At 67.1% G+C, this 14639-nt stretch carries 12 protein-coding genes; 8 read left to right on the forward strand and 4 right to left on the reverse strand.

The genetic code is table 11. The features are described 5' to 3' along the window. Positions 1 to 17: 17 nt before the first annotated feature. Positions 18 to 188, reverse strand: a complete 171-nt coding sequence (locus HPY83_02590) for a hypothetical protein (GenBank protein ID NPV06835.1) — start codon at positions 186 to 188, stop codon at positions 18 to 20. Positions 189 to 710: 522 nt separating this feature from the next. On the opposite strand from HPY83_02590, the gene HPY83_02595 reads away from it, so the two are divergent. Together HPY83_02595 and HPY83_02600 are read left to right on the forward strand one after the other, a co-directional pair. Then, the gene (locus tag HPY83_02595) at positions 711 to 1649 is read left to right on the forward strand and encodes an ABC transporter ATP-binding protein (protein ID NPV06836.1); all 939 of its coding nucleotides are present in this window, start codon (positions 711 to 713) and stop codon (positions 1647 to 1649) included. A 40-nt stretch (positions 1650 to 1689) separates the two neighbouring features. Next, positions 1690 to 2373 carry an ABC transporter permease subunit gene (locus tag HPY83_02600; GenBank protein NPV06837.1) on the forward strand — a complete coding sequence of 228 codons (684 nt, stop codon included), beginning with the start codon at positions 1690 to 1692 and terminating at the stop codon, positions 2371 to 2373. 372 nt (positions 2374 to 2745) lie between these two features. Here the strand turns inward: HPY83_02600 and HPY83_02605 are convergent, their stop codons facing one another. Beyond that, complete coding sequence (locus HPY83_02605; protein ID NPV06838.1) at positions 2746 to 3189, reverse strand: Rrf2 family transcriptional regulator; 444 nt, start codon at positions 3187 to 3189, stop codon at positions 2746 to 2748. Between the two features lie 278 nt (positions 3190 to 3467). On the opposite strand from HPY83_02605, the gene HPY83_02610 reads away from it, so the two are divergent. Then, a complete protein-coding gene (locus HPY83_02610; GenBank protein ID NPV06839.1) occupies positions 3468 to 6746 on the forward strand; it encodes an error-prone DNA polymerase in 3279 nt (1092 codons plus the stop codon). Between the two features lie 302 nt (positions 6747 to 7048). On the opposite strand, the gene HPY83_02615 is transcribed toward HPY83_02610, so the two are convergent. After that, a complete protein-coding gene (locus HPY83_02615; GenBank protein NPV06840.1) occupies positions 7049 to 7189 on the reverse strand; it encodes a type II toxin-antitoxin system Phd/YefM family antitoxin in 141 nt (46 codons plus the stop codon). 204 nt (positions 7190 to 7393) lie between these two features. Here HPY83_02615 and HPY83_02620 point away from each other — a divergent pair, with 204 nt between their 5' ends. The 4 genes from HPY83_02620 to HPY83_02635 all read left to right on the forward strand — a co-directional run bounded on the left by HPY83_02620 (position 7394) and on the right by HPY83_02635 (position 12466). Then, complete coding sequence (locus HPY83_02620; GenBank protein NPV06841.1) at positions 7394 to 8248, forward strand: sugar phosphate isomerase/epimerase; 855 nt, start codon at positions 7394 to 7396, stop codon at positions 8246 to 8248. Positions 8249 to 8262: 14 nt separating this feature from the next. Continuing rightward, the gene (locus HPY83_02625; GenBank protein NPV06842.1) at positions 8263 to 9690 is read left to right on the forward strand and encodes a hypothetical protein; all 1428 of its coding nucleotides are present in this window, start codon (positions 8263 to 8265) and stop codon (positions 9688 to 9690) included. A gap of 134 nt (positions 9691 to 9824) precedes the next feature. Beyond that, positions 9825 to 11174: an IS4 family transposase gene (locus tag HPY83_02630; protein NPV06843.1), complete on the forward strand. Its 1350-nt coding sequence runs from the start codon at positions 9825 to 9827 to the stop codon at positions 11172 to 11174. A gap of 218 nt (positions 11175 to 11392) precedes the next feature. Continuing rightward, complete coding sequence (locus HPY83_02635; GenBank protein NPV06844.1) at positions 11393 to 12466, forward strand: TIM barrel protein; 1074 nt, start codon at positions 11393 to 11395, stop codon at positions 12464 to 12466. 215 nt (positions 12467 to 12681) lie between these two features. Here HPY83_02635 and HPY83_02640 read toward each other — a convergent pair whose 3' ends face one another. After that, positions 12682 to 13467 carry a hypothetical protein gene (locus HPY83_02640; GenBank protein NPV06845.1) on the reverse strand — a complete coding sequence of 262 codons (786 nt, stop codon included), beginning with the start codon at positions 13465 to 13467 and terminating at the stop codon, positions 12682 to 12684. A gap of 856 nt (positions 13468 to 14323) precedes the next feature. On the opposite strand from HPY83_02640, the gene HPY83_02645 reads away from it, so the two are divergent. Beyond that, a complete protein-coding gene (locus tag HPY83_02645) occupies positions 14324 to 14638 on the forward strand; it encodes a hypothetical protein (protein NPV06846.1) in 315 nt (104 codons plus the stop codon). Position 14639: the final 1 nt, after the last annotated feature.

A 14639-nucleotide genomic window follows, 5' to 3' on the forward strand; every position in this document is an offset into this window, starting at 1 on the left:
GCTGGGACGAATGCTCCCTAGGGCCAGACCCCCGTGAGCACCAGCACGATCAAGAGAATGAGCCCCAGGAGAATGGGCGTCAGTATCGTGCTCACCAGCACCCAGCCGGCGGCGAACGCGGCTCCCAGCTTGAACGCGGCCGCAGGGCGGATCTCGTTCACTTCCCGGCCCAGACTCCACTCAGACACGGCATGCCTCCTAAATGGCTTGGTTTCAGCGCGAGCGGCCGAGGCCCTTCGCGCCTGGGTCGCGTTGATGGTACGCCGCTCAGGTGACGACACCTCTCTGGTTCCAGCCGGTGCACCACCCCCTGCCGGTGACCGATCACCCTCTAGCTCCGTCAGCACCGGGTGCTCGGGCAGGCCGCAGCACCTCGGCGCGCTGGCTGTGTCCCCGTCCGCAGAAGCGATAGTTCCCCTGCCGACAGCCGCGCCTGCTTGAAACCTGACAGGTCCGTACGGGCTCCGGCACCTCGGGTACAAGTATGACGGCATTGGGCCCAATAATCAAGCGCAACCAGGCCCTTTGTGCCCCTCGCCGGCGTCCCATTTGGATGTTCGCCTGCCAGGGCCGTCACAACGATGCGGCAGAGACTGGAGAACTCTCGCACTGCTGGCTTTCGGAGCCCCCCTGGCCAGCGCCGGCGCATTCTAGTACAATCGCCACCGCTGCGGGGAGTACGCGCTGGTGACATCACTCAGGAGCAACACATGAACTCTCCGTCCATCGAGTGTAGGAACCTGTCTCGGACCTTCGGCACCGTGCGCGCCCTCGACGGGCTCTCACTCGAAGTACCTTCGGGCCGCATCTTCGGCTTCCTGGGCCCCAACGGCGCCGGCAAGACCACCACCATCCGCCTGCTCCTCGGTCTGCTGGAACCCACGGCCGGGGAGGCTACTGTCCTCGGGTACGACGTCCGCACTCAGGCAGACCAGATCCGCCTGCGAACCGGGGCGCTGCTGCAGAACCCCGGGCTGTACGAGAGGCTCACGGCGGAGGACAACCTGGAGTTCTTCGCCCGCATCTGGCACCTGTCAGCCGCCGAGCGGCGCGAGCGCATCCGGGAGCTCCTCACCCACGTGGGCCTGTGGGAGCGCCGCCGCGACCTCGTCTCCTCCTGGAGCGGAGGCATGAAGCAGAAGCTGGCGGTGGCGCGTGCCCTGCTCCACCGTCCCTCGCTGGTCTTCCTGGACGAGCCCACCGGCGGGCTGGACCCGGTGGCGGCATCGGCCTTGAGGGAAGACCTGAGCCAGCTGGCCGAGAGGGAGGGCGTCACCGTCTTTCTCACCACCCACAACCTGGCCGAGGCGGAGAAGCTATGCCATCGGGTGGCTGTAATCAAGGACGGCCGCCTGGTGGCAGTGGGCTCCCCGGAGGAGCTGCGGAGCCGTCGCGCCGCGCCGCGAGTGGAGATCATCGGGCGCGGCTTCGGCGAGGAGGTGGTGTCGGCCCTGCGTCAGCGGCCGGAAGTGGTCTCCGTCCGGGTTCGGGAAGGGAGGCTAGAGGTCGAGGTCCAGGAGGGGGCCGCCTCAGCGCCGCTGGTCAGCCAGGTGGTGGCCGCCGGGGGCGAGGTGGAGGAGGTGGTGAGGCCGCGGGCCAGCCTGGAGGAGGTGTTCCTGACCCTCATGGAGGAAGAGCGTGCTGACTGACCTCTACACCATCGTGTGGAAGGAGTGGAGGGAGTACGTCATGCAGCGGGGCAACCTGCGAGGTGGGTGGGTGGGCCTGCTGCTGGTGCTGGGAGTCTTCGGCGTGCTCCTCCCCTATCAGAGTGGCCGCAGCTGGGTGGATTCGCCTCTGGCGCTGGTCTACTGGGCCTGGCTCCCCCTCTTCCTGGTCATCAGCGTGGTGGCGGATTCGTTCGCCGGCGAACGGGAGCGACACACTCTGGAGGCTCTGCTGGCCACCCGTCTGTCGGATGGGGCCATACTCCTGGGTAAAGTGGTGGCCGCGGTGGCATACGGCTGGGGCTTGACCATGATCGCCGTGATCCTGGGCCTAATCACAGTGAACCTGTTTCACGGCGAGGGAGAGCTGGTGCTCTACGGCCCGCTGGCGGCGGTGAGCATTCCCGTCATCACCTTGCTGGCCTCACTGCTGGCCGCCAGCGCGGGCGTGTTGGTCTCGCTGCGGGCGTCCTCCGTGCGCCAGGCGGCTCAAACGCTCAGCATCGCCGTCATGATCCTGCTCTTCGTGCCCCTCTTCGGCTTTCAGCTCCTGCCTCCGGAGTGGCAGACCAGGTTGGCCACCGGCCTGGCCGACGCCAAGCCGACGGCAATAGTGGTAGGGGCGGTGGCCGTGCTGGGGCTTCTCGATGCTGGGCTGCTGGCGGCCGCCCGGGCGCGGTTCAGGCGGGCGAGGCTGATCCTGTAGCGTTCGCCTGACGCTACCGGCTGACCATCAGCGACCACCGATTCGCGCTGATCACCCGCGTCCGGCCCTGGCGGGTCCAGCCCAACCCCGCCATCCCCGCCGTCTGGCGAAGCCAGAGGGCGGACTTCCCCGAGGAGAGCGCGCCCCGACGGGGCCAGAACTCCTGTCTCCTGAAGTGGAGACGGGGCTAGGGGAGAGGCTTCCCGGACCGAGACGTCGCCAGCCCCTGACGCCCGAAGCCCTGACCGCCCACCTGCCGGCACGCTCAGGCCAGCGGTTGGAGTATGAGATCCACCGTGAAGCACATCGAGCCCAGGTCTGCCGGTCCGCGCTTCCAGTGCCTGCGCCGCCGGTGACCGGTCTAGCGGGGCTCTACTCCGGTCCCTCGCCGGCCAGAGCGGCGCACTCCCTAGCTTGCTCGGTGAGCTCCTCGAGCGTCACTGAGTCGAGCGTATCGCGCACCACCTCGGATAGCCGCTTCCACAGCAGATGTGCGGCACAGGCGTCTATCCGCGGGCAGTTCGCCCTGCCCCTGGCGACGCACGCGACCAGGTCCAGAGGCTCCCCCACCCCGCGCACCACATCACCGATGAGGATTTCGGCAGGACGCCTGGCCAGCTGATAGCCGCCGCCTGGCCCCTTGGAGCTTGTCACTAAGTCGGCTCTGCCCAGCCGCAGCAAGATGTGCGACAGATACAGGGGCGATATGCCCTGCCTCTCGGCGATCTCGTCCCTGGTCACCGTGCCCTCGGTGCCGTGGAGCGCCAGGTCAACCATGGCGCGCACTGCATATCGGGCCTTTGTCGAAAGCCGCATACTCCACCCCCAATCCGGGCCCCAGCTCCATCGCTATGGCGCCACATCGGCCACGATGTCGCGTCAGACAAGCAGCGCTCACCGCCCGGCGGTGTCGCGACGTGGGTCACCCTGCTCTGCCATGGTCCGCCCCCAAGGAAGAAGCCCTCGCGGTGGTCACGATGTTGCCTCTATGGCGCTCGCACTCAGTCGGATGGTCGAACCAGAGGGGCCACCACGGTTTACGGCTGAACCATTCTAGCGTAACATTGGCTCTGGCCGCGAATCAGAACTCCTTTGTGAACGTCGGCTCAATGTCCGGCTACGCCGAACTGCACTGCCATTCCCATTTCTCCTTCCTGGACGGGGCCTCCCCGCCGGAGGTGCTGGTGCAGAGGGCCCTCTCGCTAGGCCTGGAAGCTCTGGCCCTCACTGACCACGACGGCCTCTACGGCAGCGTCCGCTTCCACCGGGCGGCCCTCCGAGCCGGCATCAGGCCGATCGTCGGCGCCGAGATGACCCTCACCGACGAGAGCCACCTCACTCTTCTGGCCCGGGACGCCCGCGGCTATGCCAACCTGTCCCGGCTCATCTCGTACGCCCGTTGTCGCCAACCGAAGGGAGTCTCCCGGCTGGACCCTGGACTGCTGGCGGAGCACGCCGAGGGGCTGATCTGTCTGAGCGGCTGCAACCTGGGCCCGGCCGCGCGGCTGATACTGCGGGGAGACCTCGAGGGGGCCGAGCGCCTCCTGGCCCAAATCGCCTCCTGGTTCCCCGCGGGCGACTTCGCCGTGGAGGTGCAGCGCCAGTTCCGGCGGGAGGACGGGCCCTTGGTGGCAGCCCTGGCCCATCTGGCCGGCCGATTAGGACTGCCGGTGGTGGCGACTGGCAACGTGCACTACGCCACTCGGGAGGAATCCCGACTGCAGGATGTGCTGGTCTGCATTCGGCACAACGTAAGCCTGGCCGAGGCCGGGCGACTACTGCGCCCTAACTCAGAGGCTTACCTGCGCTCGCCCAGGGAGATGCAGGAGCTCTTCGCCGATCTGCCCCAGGCCCTAGAGAACGCCGCCGCCGTCGCCGAGCGGTGCCAGGTGAGCCTGGACTTCTCCGATCTGGCCGTGCCCGAGTACCCGGTGCCGGGGGGCATGGCAGCCGATGACTACCTGCGGCAGCTATGTGAGCGGGCTCTACCGGAGCGGTACGGGGGGGAAAGGCCCTCCCCTCCTAAGCGCGCTTCCTGCTCACGGGGGAAGGAACCAGGGGGTGAGGGCTCTTCCCTTCTCTCGGCCGCCAGGCGCCAACTGGACCACGAACTCGAAGTCATCCGCCAAACGGGCCTGAGCCAGTACTTCCTCGTCGTCTACGACATCGTCCGCCACGCCAGGCAGGAAGGCATCCGCTACCAGGGGCGGGGCTCGGCGGCCAACTCCATTGTCGCCTACCTCTTGGGCATCACTGCCGTGGACCCCCTGGCCCACAACCTCCTCTTCGAGCGCTTCCTCTCGGTAGAGCGCTACAACGTAGACCACGCCATGCCCGACATAGACCTGGACTTCGAGCGGGACCGGCGCGAGGAGATCATACAGTACGTCTACCAACGCTACGGCTGGGAGCACACCGCCATGGTGTGCACTCTGATCACCTTTCGCGCTCGCAGTGCCATCCGGGACGTGGGCAAGGCCCTGGGCTTCGCTCCCGAGGCTCTAGACCGGGTGGCTAAGTCGGTAGACTTCATGCGCGCCTCGGAGGTAAGCGCCGAGGCGCTCGGCCACGTGCTGGGCGAGGACGCCGACACCGAGCGCTGGCAGCTGCTCTTCGACCTTTGCCGGCAGATTGATGGTTTCCCCCGTCATCTGGGCATCCACGTGGGCGGCATGGTGGTGACTCGCAAGCCGCTGGTCGAGGTAGTGCCGGTGGAGCCAGCCACCATGCCAGGCCGAGTGGTCATCCAGTGGGACAAGGACTCGGCCGAAGACGCGGGGCTCATCAAGATAGATCTGCTCAGCCTAGCCATGCTATCCGCCATCGGCGAAGCGGTGGACCTGATCGAGGAGCGCACCGGGGTGCGGCCGGCGGTGGAGAACCTGACCCTGGACGACCCGGCCGTCTACGACCTCATCTGCAGGGGCGACACCATCGGCGTGTTTCAGGTCGAGTCTCGGGCTCAGGCCCAGATGCTCCCTCGCCTGCAGCCCCGCAACTTCAACGACCTGGTGGTGGAGGTGGCCCTGGTCCGACCCGGGCCCCTTCAGGGGGGCATGGTTCACCCCTACCTGCGCCGACGCCGCGGCCAGGAGCCGGTGCGCTACGAGCACCCGGGGATGGAACGGGCCCTGGCCGACACTCTGGGCATCGTGGTCTTTCAGGAGCAGGTGCTCATGGTGGCCCGCGACGTGGCCGGGTTCAGCGCCGGCGAGGCGGAGCTGCTGCGGCGGGCCATGAGCCGCAAGCGCTCCCACGAAGAGATGGAGGCCCTACGCCAGCGCTTCGTGACCGGCGCCATGGCCAATGGCATACCTGAGGAACAGGCTCACCAGGTTTACGATCGGCTGTCCGCCTTCTCCGGCTTCGGGTTCAACCGGGCCCACGCGGCCTCCTTCGCCCTGCTCACCTACGTCTCCGCCTGGCTTAAGCTGTACTATCCCCTGCCCTTCTACGTGGGGTTGCTCAACAACCAGCCCATGGGCTTCTACTCCCCCTCGGTGGTGGTGGAGGACGCCAAGCACCACGGTGTCCGCCTCCTACCGGTGGACGTAAACCTCTCCGGAGAGCGGTGCACCTTGGAGGATGGCGCCATCCGGCTAGGGCTCAACTACGTGCACGGGTTCGGGCCCGAGGTACGCCAGGCGGTGGTCTCGGCCCGGGGGAATCGGCCGTTCTCCGGGCTGAACGATTTGGTCCGACGGACCCGATTGGGCCGCGAGGCCCTGGAGGCCCTCATCATGGCCGGCGGGTGCGACCGGTGGGGCCTGCCCCGCCGACAGCTGCTGTGGCGGCTGGGGCGAGCGCTGAAGGGGAGGGCCGACCTAACCCCCCCAGTCCCTCCTTCGGCAGCCTCAGCCCAGGCTCTTCTGGGCAGAGGAATGGAGGAGCCCTCGTCTCCCGCCCTTTCCAGGGGAGGGATTAGGGGTGAGGTTCCCTCTGGATTCCTCCTCGACGACCTGCCCGACGTCTCGCTGCCCGAACTCACCCCCAACGAGGCGCTGGTGGCCGAGTACGCCTTCACCGGCGTCAGCAGCGGCTCCAGCCCCGCCTCCTTGTACCACAAGGCCCTCGCGCGGGCCGGAGCCGTCAGCAGCGCCGAGCTGGCGGCCGCCCCCAATGGGGCCTGGGTGCGCGTGGGTGGCCAAGTGGTGGTGCGCCAGCGGCCTCCCACCGCCAAGGGGTTCACCTTCATCACCGTCCAGGACGAATGGGGCCAGATGAACCTGGTGCTCCGCCCCGACCTCTACCCCAAGTACCGACTGGACGTGCGCGCCCCCGGCCTCCTGGCCGAGGGCGTGGTCGAGCGGGACGCGGGCGTGATCAACGTTCGGGTGGAACGGCTGACTCCCCTATCTCCCGAGCTGCGCTGACGGCCGCTGCCGGGCGCGAGGCCTTCCCACCCTAATCACCGCGGGTCAGCCGCACGTAGTCGCGCTTGCCTTCCAGCTTCCGGGCCAGCCTGGCGTCTGCGGTCCAAAGCTCTGCCCCGACCTCCTCCGCCAGGGCCAGGTAGTGGGCGTCATAGGTCCTCATCCCGCTCCTCCCGGCCCTGCCTTATCACCTCAGCCGGATCAGGGAGCTCACGCCCTCCGAGGTCCTTCTCCACTCTCTCCCGCGTCAGGGCGAGCATCTCCCGCCAGCCGAGAGTGCTCCCGCTCCGGGCAGCCATGTCTCAGTAGCGGCGTACCGACAGGATGACCACCTGTTCCTTGCCGGCCCGCTGTACCATCACCGGGCGGTCGCTCTCCACCACCTCCCGCATCAGCTCGCCCAGATGTACCCGTGCTTCGGTGGCGCTCACTACCTTATCCATTGCACCGCCCCACCAAGTGACCAATCAATCATGCATCTCAGTGCGCCAGGGCACAGACCCACGACCCGATCGTCATGAGGCTGCGGACGCCCTCCTGGTAGCTGGCGCGTTCGGTCGTCGGTGCGCCACGCGTCGCAGTTGACGGGCCCGCCCTACTGCCGGTATGAATGCCAAGCGAGTGCCGCACTGGGGGAGACGGACCGCATGAAGCTGAGCGTGATGGCATACTCCTTCGCCCGGGCGCTGGGCACCGGCGAGATGACCTTGCCTCAGGTCCTGGAGTACATCGCCTCCCTCGCAGTGCCGGCCGTGGAGCTCATGGACGTCCACGTGGCCGCCGCCGGCGAGCAGCAGACCCTGGCGGCTCTGGAGCGGCTGGGCCTGACCGTCTCCTGCTATGACCTGGTGAGCACTGACCTCGTCCAGACCACGCCGAACGAGCAGGGCGCCGCTCTGGCTCAACTGAGGCGAGAGCTGGACGTCGCCGAGCGGCTGGGAGCGAAGACGGCTCTGGTGGTGCCGGGCCGCTGGAAGACAGGCATCGAGCGGGACTATGCGCGCGAGGCGCTGGTCGCGGGTCTGGCCGACCTGGGCGCCTATGCCGCAGCGCGCGGCATCTCCCTGACCATCGAGGATCACAGCCTGGAAGCGGCCACGGGATGCACGGCAGAAAGCCTGGAGCACCTCTGCGCCGCTGCCGCACCCCACCTGTACGTGACCTTCGATACTGGCAACTTTGTCTTTGGGGACCAGGACCCCCTGGCCGCCTGGGAGAGACTGGCGCCCCGGGTGCGGCACGTGCATGTGAAGGACTGGGAAGTACTAACCGAGCAGCAGGCGGCGGGAAGGGCCTACCGTCGGGACCTTGCCGGCCGTGCCTACCGAGGGACAGCCTTGGGGTGCGGCATCATCCCTAATCCGGCGATCGTGGACCGCGTCGCCCGGTCCGGGTACAGCGACTACCTCTCGGCGGAGTACGAGGGCGAGGGAGATCCCCGCGTGGCTGTCAGCGACGGCGTCCGCTATCTCCGAGGTCTGCTGACGGCAGCCGGAGTCTAGAGATGGGAGGCGAAATGCTCAAGGTCGGTTTTGGCGAAGCGGACATCACCCCCGCGCTCGGGCTACCTCTGGCGGGAATGCTGGACCCGCCCCGGGCCCAGGGGGTGCGCTGGCCCCTGTATGGCCGGGTGGCCCTCTTCGAGGCTGGGGGTCAGCGAGCCGCCTTGGTGAGCCTGGACCTCGTGGCGCTCGTCTACCCTACGGTTCTGGAGCTGCGCCAGGCGCTGGCCGGCCCCGGCGGCCTGGCGCCTGAAGATATCATGATCTCCTGCCAGCACACCCACCGGGCGCCCTACACCGTGCCGGTCATGGACGAGCCGATGGACTTCGCTTACATAGACATCCTGCGCGACCGCCTGGTGGAGGCCATGCGCGCCGCCGCTGGGTCGCTCGGACCGGCCAGGCTCAGGGTAGGCCACATTCAGGCTCCCGGCTGGACCTGGAACCGCCGGCCGGTGTACCGCGGCAGGAGCAGCAGTTGCGAGTGCCCGCACGAGCAAGTAGGCACTCAAGGCCCCGTGTCGGGGCCCGACTTCCTGCGCATGGAAGGGCCGGAGGACAATGAGCTGATCGCCCTGGCCGCGGAAGACGAGTCCGGCCGAGTGCTGGGTGGCATGGTGAATTTCGCCTGCCACGCCACGGTCATGGGGAGCCTACCCTACTACTCCGCCGACTTCAGCGGCGCCCTGGTGGAGGAGATGGACGCCCGCCTGGGCGGCACGTTCATGTTCGTTCAGGGCGCCGCCGGCAACCTCTGGGCCCACGACGAGCGCACGGCCTGGCCCGGTAGCACCGGCGGCGAGGAGCACAACCGGGCCATGGGGGAGGCCCTGGCGGACAAGGCCGTCGAGGCGCTGACGGCGGGCGGGTACGTGGCGGGCGAGGCGGTGCGGGTGGAGCGTCGGGTCCTCAGCATACCTCAGCGACAGCCGACTCGCGAGCAGGTGAACCTGGCCCGCTGGTACCTGGAGCACCGGCCGGCTGACCTGGACGAGGACGAGTTCACCCGCCGCCTCTACGGCCACGACTACACCTTCTACCACAACAGCCCCCGGGTGCAGGAATGGTTCTGCCGGGAGACGGTGGCTATGTGGGAGTGGCAGCGCCATCAGGCCGTGCGCCAGCCCAGCGACGCGGTGGAGGTGATGGCCATCTCGGTGGGGGATAGCCTGGCCTTCGTGGGCTACCCGGCGGAATACTTCACCGAGTTCGGTTTGGAGACCAAGGCCCGCTCGCCCTTTGCCCACACCATCGTGGCCGAACTGGCCAACGGTTGGGTGGGCTACGTGCCCACTCAGCAGGCCTTCGCCCACGGCGGCTATGAGACCCGGCTGGCGTACTCGAGCCGGCTGGTGCCCGAGGCGGGGGACATCATGTGTCGCGCCGGCATCGGGCTGCTGCACCTGCTAGCCGCAGCCGCAGCGCCCCCGGTGATGCCGTAGGGGCGAACCTCGCGTTTCCCCGTGGGCTCGTGTTCGCCCGTGGGCAGGGATAGTGGCCATCTGTGCCAACTAATTGGGCGTTGGCACGGCAGTTGAAGTCCCATGCGGCATCAGCAGGACAGATGAGGTGATGCATGGGACAGGCCAGAGAGACGATGGCGCGGTCTAGCGAGCAAGAAGGTGTAGTTGGGGACATCGAGGTCTTCCTGCAGGATGCCATCCTTGGCCTGGAACCGGACCGCCAGGCAAACCGGCGCCGCGGCCCTGGTCGGCCCCCGGTGTTGCCCAGCCTGTGTCTTTGGGCCGGGCTCCTGGTGTGTGTGCTGCGTCGGGGCTTCACTAGCCAGACGGCGCTGTGGCGCCTGCTTTGCCAGAAGCAGCTCTGGTCCTACCCTCGCTTTCTGCTCACCGATGAGGCCGTGCGCAAGCGCCTGGCCAAGGCTGGCAGTGCCCCGCTGGAGAAGTTCTTTGCCCAAATAAGCTCCCTTCTTCGTCAGCGCCTCCGAGGCTATGCCATCCCCGATCTGGCCCCCTTTGCCAGCACGGTGGTGGCCCTGGATGAGACCACCCTGGACAAGGTGGCCCGCTCCCTGCCTGCTCTCAGGGGGGCGCCTGCAGGAGATGACCGGCTCCTGCCGGGCAAGCTGGCTGGCCTCTTCGACATCCGCCATCAGCAGTGGCTCAAGGTGCAACATGTGGAGTCGGCGCGCCAAAACGAGAAGGTGCTGGCCCAGAAGATGGTGGAGGCTTTGCCCCGGGCAAGCCTGATCCTGGCTGACCTGGGCTACTTCGGCTTTGCCTGGTTTGACTGGCTCACTCAGTCTGGTCACTACTTCGTCTCCCGCCTGCGGGCCAAGACCTCCTACAAGGTCATCCACGCCCATTACCAGAAGGGCGACTGCTTTGACGGCCTTATCCATCTGGGTGCCTACCGGGCCGACCGGGCCCAGGAGGCGGTGAGGCTGGTGACATTCCGGGTGGGCACTACCACCTACCGCTACATCACCAACGTCCTTGAGCCTATCACCCTCAGTATCTACGACATCGCCCGCCTGTATGCTTACCGCTGGGACATCGAGCTGGCCTTCAAGCTCATAAAGCGTGAGCTGGGCCTGCACCTGCTTTGGTCGGCCAAGGTGGGGGTCATTTTGCAGCAGGTGTGGGCGGTGCTCATCATCTCTCAGATCCTTCAGGCCCTGCGCCTTGAGATCGCCGGCCGCGCCGGGGTGGACGTGTTTGAGGTGTCCATGCCCCTTCTAGCTGAGTACGCTCCCCGCCTAGCGGCAGATGGGCTGGACCCGGTGGAGGTCTTTGTGCAACAGGGTCGACACCTTGGCTTCATCCGCCCCTCCCGGCGCACCAAGATCCAGGCACCAATCATCCCTCCAGAGGAGATCATACCTCCACCCGAGGGACTAGTCCTTACCCGCACTGCCCGCCATGCCAACCGCAACTGCGGCCCCAGACCCAAGGAGACCAATTAGTTGGCACACATGGGATAGTGGCCTGCCCCTACCAGGGGATCAGCGCGGTAGGGCGAGCCGCGGCGTCCGCTGTGGGCCAGCACCGGCCATGCTCCCACGCCTGCATGGCGGCGACAGGCGTTGCGGTGGCCCATGCCCTGGGCAGCTGTACCTCCGCCTACCGGTTACGGTGCCCGGAAGCGCACAGTCGCCACACACCCCACCATGGGAGGGCTCACATGCCAGAGAATCACCTCTACCCGATGTCCGTCATCCCCGGTTACTACTCCTCCCGGCCCGGGATCCAGATCGCCACCCAGATGCCTTCCCGCGCCACGGAAGAGGCGGGGGTGCGGGTGCCGGTGGCCTCCGGCGAAGAAGACATCCAGTTTGCACAGCAGCTGGGCATCGAGTGGGTGATGACGGGGCTGGACGACCCCCGAGACCACAACCTGGAGAGCTACCTGGCCCTGCGCCGGCACTACGAAGCTCACGGGCTGAAGATCTACCGCCTGGCTAACCACTCTGTGCACAACATGGAAGAGGTCACCCTGAACCTCCCCGGGCGGGAGGCTAAGATAGAGGAGTATCTAGCCTACATTCGCAACCTGGGCGCGGCTGGCATCCACTACGCCACCTACGCCCACATGGGCAACGGCATCTGGAGCACTGGCCGGGAGCCCATCCGCGGCGGGGCTATGGCCCGAGCCTTTCACCTTGATCAAGCCACTGAGGGCTCGTGGGTAGGGCGTACCTGGCGGGCTCCGCTCACCCACGGAAGGCGCTACACCGAAGAGGAGCTATGGGATAACTACACCTACTTCATCCGCAGGGTGGTGCCCGTGGCCGAGGAGGCCGGCGTCTACATCGGCATTCACCCCGACGACCCGCCCGTCTACGACCTGGGAGGGGTGCCCCGGTGCATCTTCGGCACCTTCGAGGGCTACCGTCGCGCCTTGGAGATCGCCGACAGCCCCAATGTGGGGGTGTGTCTGTGCGTGGGCTGCTGGCTGGAAGGCGGGGAGGCCATGGGCGCCAGCGTGATCGAGGCCATCCACTACTTCGGCTCCCTCAGGAAGCTGTTCAAAGTGCACTTCCGCAACGTCACCGCCTCCATGCCCGAAGGCTTCACCGAGACCTTCCTCGACGAGGGCTACGGCGATATGGCCGCCATCATGCGGGCCTTGCACGAGGTCGGCTTCGACGGGGCCGTCATCTCCGATCACCTGCAGGAGATGGTGGGCGGCCGGCGCGCGGCCGAGGCCTACGCTATCGGCTACATGCGCGGCCTGGTCCAGGCAGTAGAGAGTTAGGGGGAAGGGGGCTCACGCCAAGACGCAAAGGGAAACCGCTATGTGGGCTCCGCGCTTTGCCGTCTTTGCGTGAGGCGGGTACCTCCAGCGGATGGGGCTGAGGCGCTACCAGGGCGCGGGCGGCTAACACGGCCGGCGGTCCGCTCGCGCTAGCGACGGGCGTCACGAGAAGCGACGCCCGTCGCTGGCTGTTTTGCCGCGACGCAGTGCCGTCTCTATGGCGCTGGAACCTGCCAAGGCGTGTAGCTGTCCGTGGCCGGGTACACCCGGAACTCCGGCTCTCCCCGAGCGGTGTCGCCCACGGAGGCGACCAGGCTTCCCTCGGCCCAGAGTTCCACCTTATACGGGTGGCCGTTGCCTCCGTAGCGCCACATGTCGACGGGGAAGCCATCCAGCTTGAGGAAGCCGTTGGCATCTATGCGGCCATACCCCCTCGGGTTGACGTCCAGCCACTTGCCGTCTTCCCAACGGTACACCTTGATCCAGGAACTGCCATAGGGCCGCACGGCGGTGATGATGTTGCCCCCGTGGGCCGGCACTCCTAGCCACTCCCAGGTGAGCCTGGCAAAGGCCGCCCCCATATGCTCGTAGTACTCCATGCGGACGTGGTGCGGCCCTTCGCTCAACTCCACTTCCGCCGAGTGCGCCGTCCGCGACATGTCGTGCCAGCGGTCTATGACCAGCCGGCCGTCGACGTACAGCCGGACGCCGTCGTCGGTCTCGGTGGTGAACCGCCACAGGCCCGCTTGCAGGTGAAGCGTCCCCGTCCAGCGAGCGGACCAGTTGTCGGAGGGGATGCGCCCGTCGGGGGAGCCGTAGCCCCAGTCGAAGCTGAGGGCGCTCTCATTGCGGGTGACGGAGGGCGGTCCAGTTAGCCAAGGGTTGCTGTAGTACTCGGCGTACCACTGTCCTTCCTGAGCCGACGCCAGGGTGGGGGATGCCAGCACGGCCAGGCCCAACACTACCGCTACCAAGACCTTCAGTCGCAGTCCTCTGAGCATCTTGTCCTACCTCCTTCTCCTCTCAGCACTTCGCAGCCCGACGGCTGAATCATAGCCTGACGCACCCGCCGAGACGCCGGGCAACAGGCGAGTCCGCTCACCGGCCTGCCGGCGAGTCTTTCGCCCGCCCGATCGGGCAGGGAGCTCACGTCCGAGCCGGAACCGAACTCGGCCCGACCGCCTGCGACCGGGTGCACAGTCCTGTACCGCGCAGCTATACCATCACCTCTACTATCTACCTTATAGACGTCAGCACATGGTCCCTGGTTCCGGGAGGAAGACACGTTAGCGGGGCCGAACTCGCTCAGCTTTCGGGATACTGATGCCGCGCCGGGAACGCCCAGGAGCTGCTTTCCGGTGCACTTCTTACAGCGCCGGGCTACCATGCTGCGGCGACTGGCTACTCTGATCTGAGCTGCTGACTTCCAGCCTCGCCGAGGCCGGTGAGGGATCAGTTCGGCAGGGGGCAGGCCGACCCGACCGATGGCGCCGGCTACCCACTGGCAACACCCTGGGGGACAGCGGTGTCTACCCGGTGCAGCATCCGCCCGACCTCGACTGATCGCTGCCCTACGTCGCAGTAGTGCTGTTCTCTGAGCGCTGGTTGGTGCTGATCATGGAGGTCCCAAGTATGGCGACTGTGCACCTCGCCTCCCAGGGGGAGGACGGGTAGCTAATGGGGCGAATCGGGGAGGCCAAGGCGGATTACGGGAGGGCCGTACCGGCGATGAGTCTCGTGGCCGGCCTGTCGCGATCGGTGCGGCGCGGCAAGCCGATCGAGAAGCTGAGGTAGCCACCTCCGCGGCCAGACGGGGCCGAACGGCTGTGCCCGGCTCGGGTGTCGCGGTCTGAGAGCATGACGATGACGCTGCCGGACATAAGGCTTACGTCGGAGATGCTTTGGTGGAGCGCGCTCGTCACCGCTCTGATTGACGTCGGGCTGATCCTCCTCCTGGTCCGTCGCATTCCGCGCGCCCGGTTCAACCAACTGCACTGGCCGGTGGCGCTGGCCGCGGGCATCTTCTGGGTGAGCTACGGGCTGCTTCTCTTCGCCCTGCCGGAGTACGTCCTCTACTGGGCCAGCGTCTTGAGCCTCGCTGTTCTGCTGCAACGCGGCCAGCGCTGGTGGGGAGCACGGCGAGGCCTGCGAACTACTGGGTCTCGTTGGTAGA

The organism is Anaerolineae bacterium (assembly GCA_013178015.1).
Taxonomy (GTDB): Bacteria; Chloroflexota; Anaerolineae; order DRVO01; family DRVO01; genus Ch71.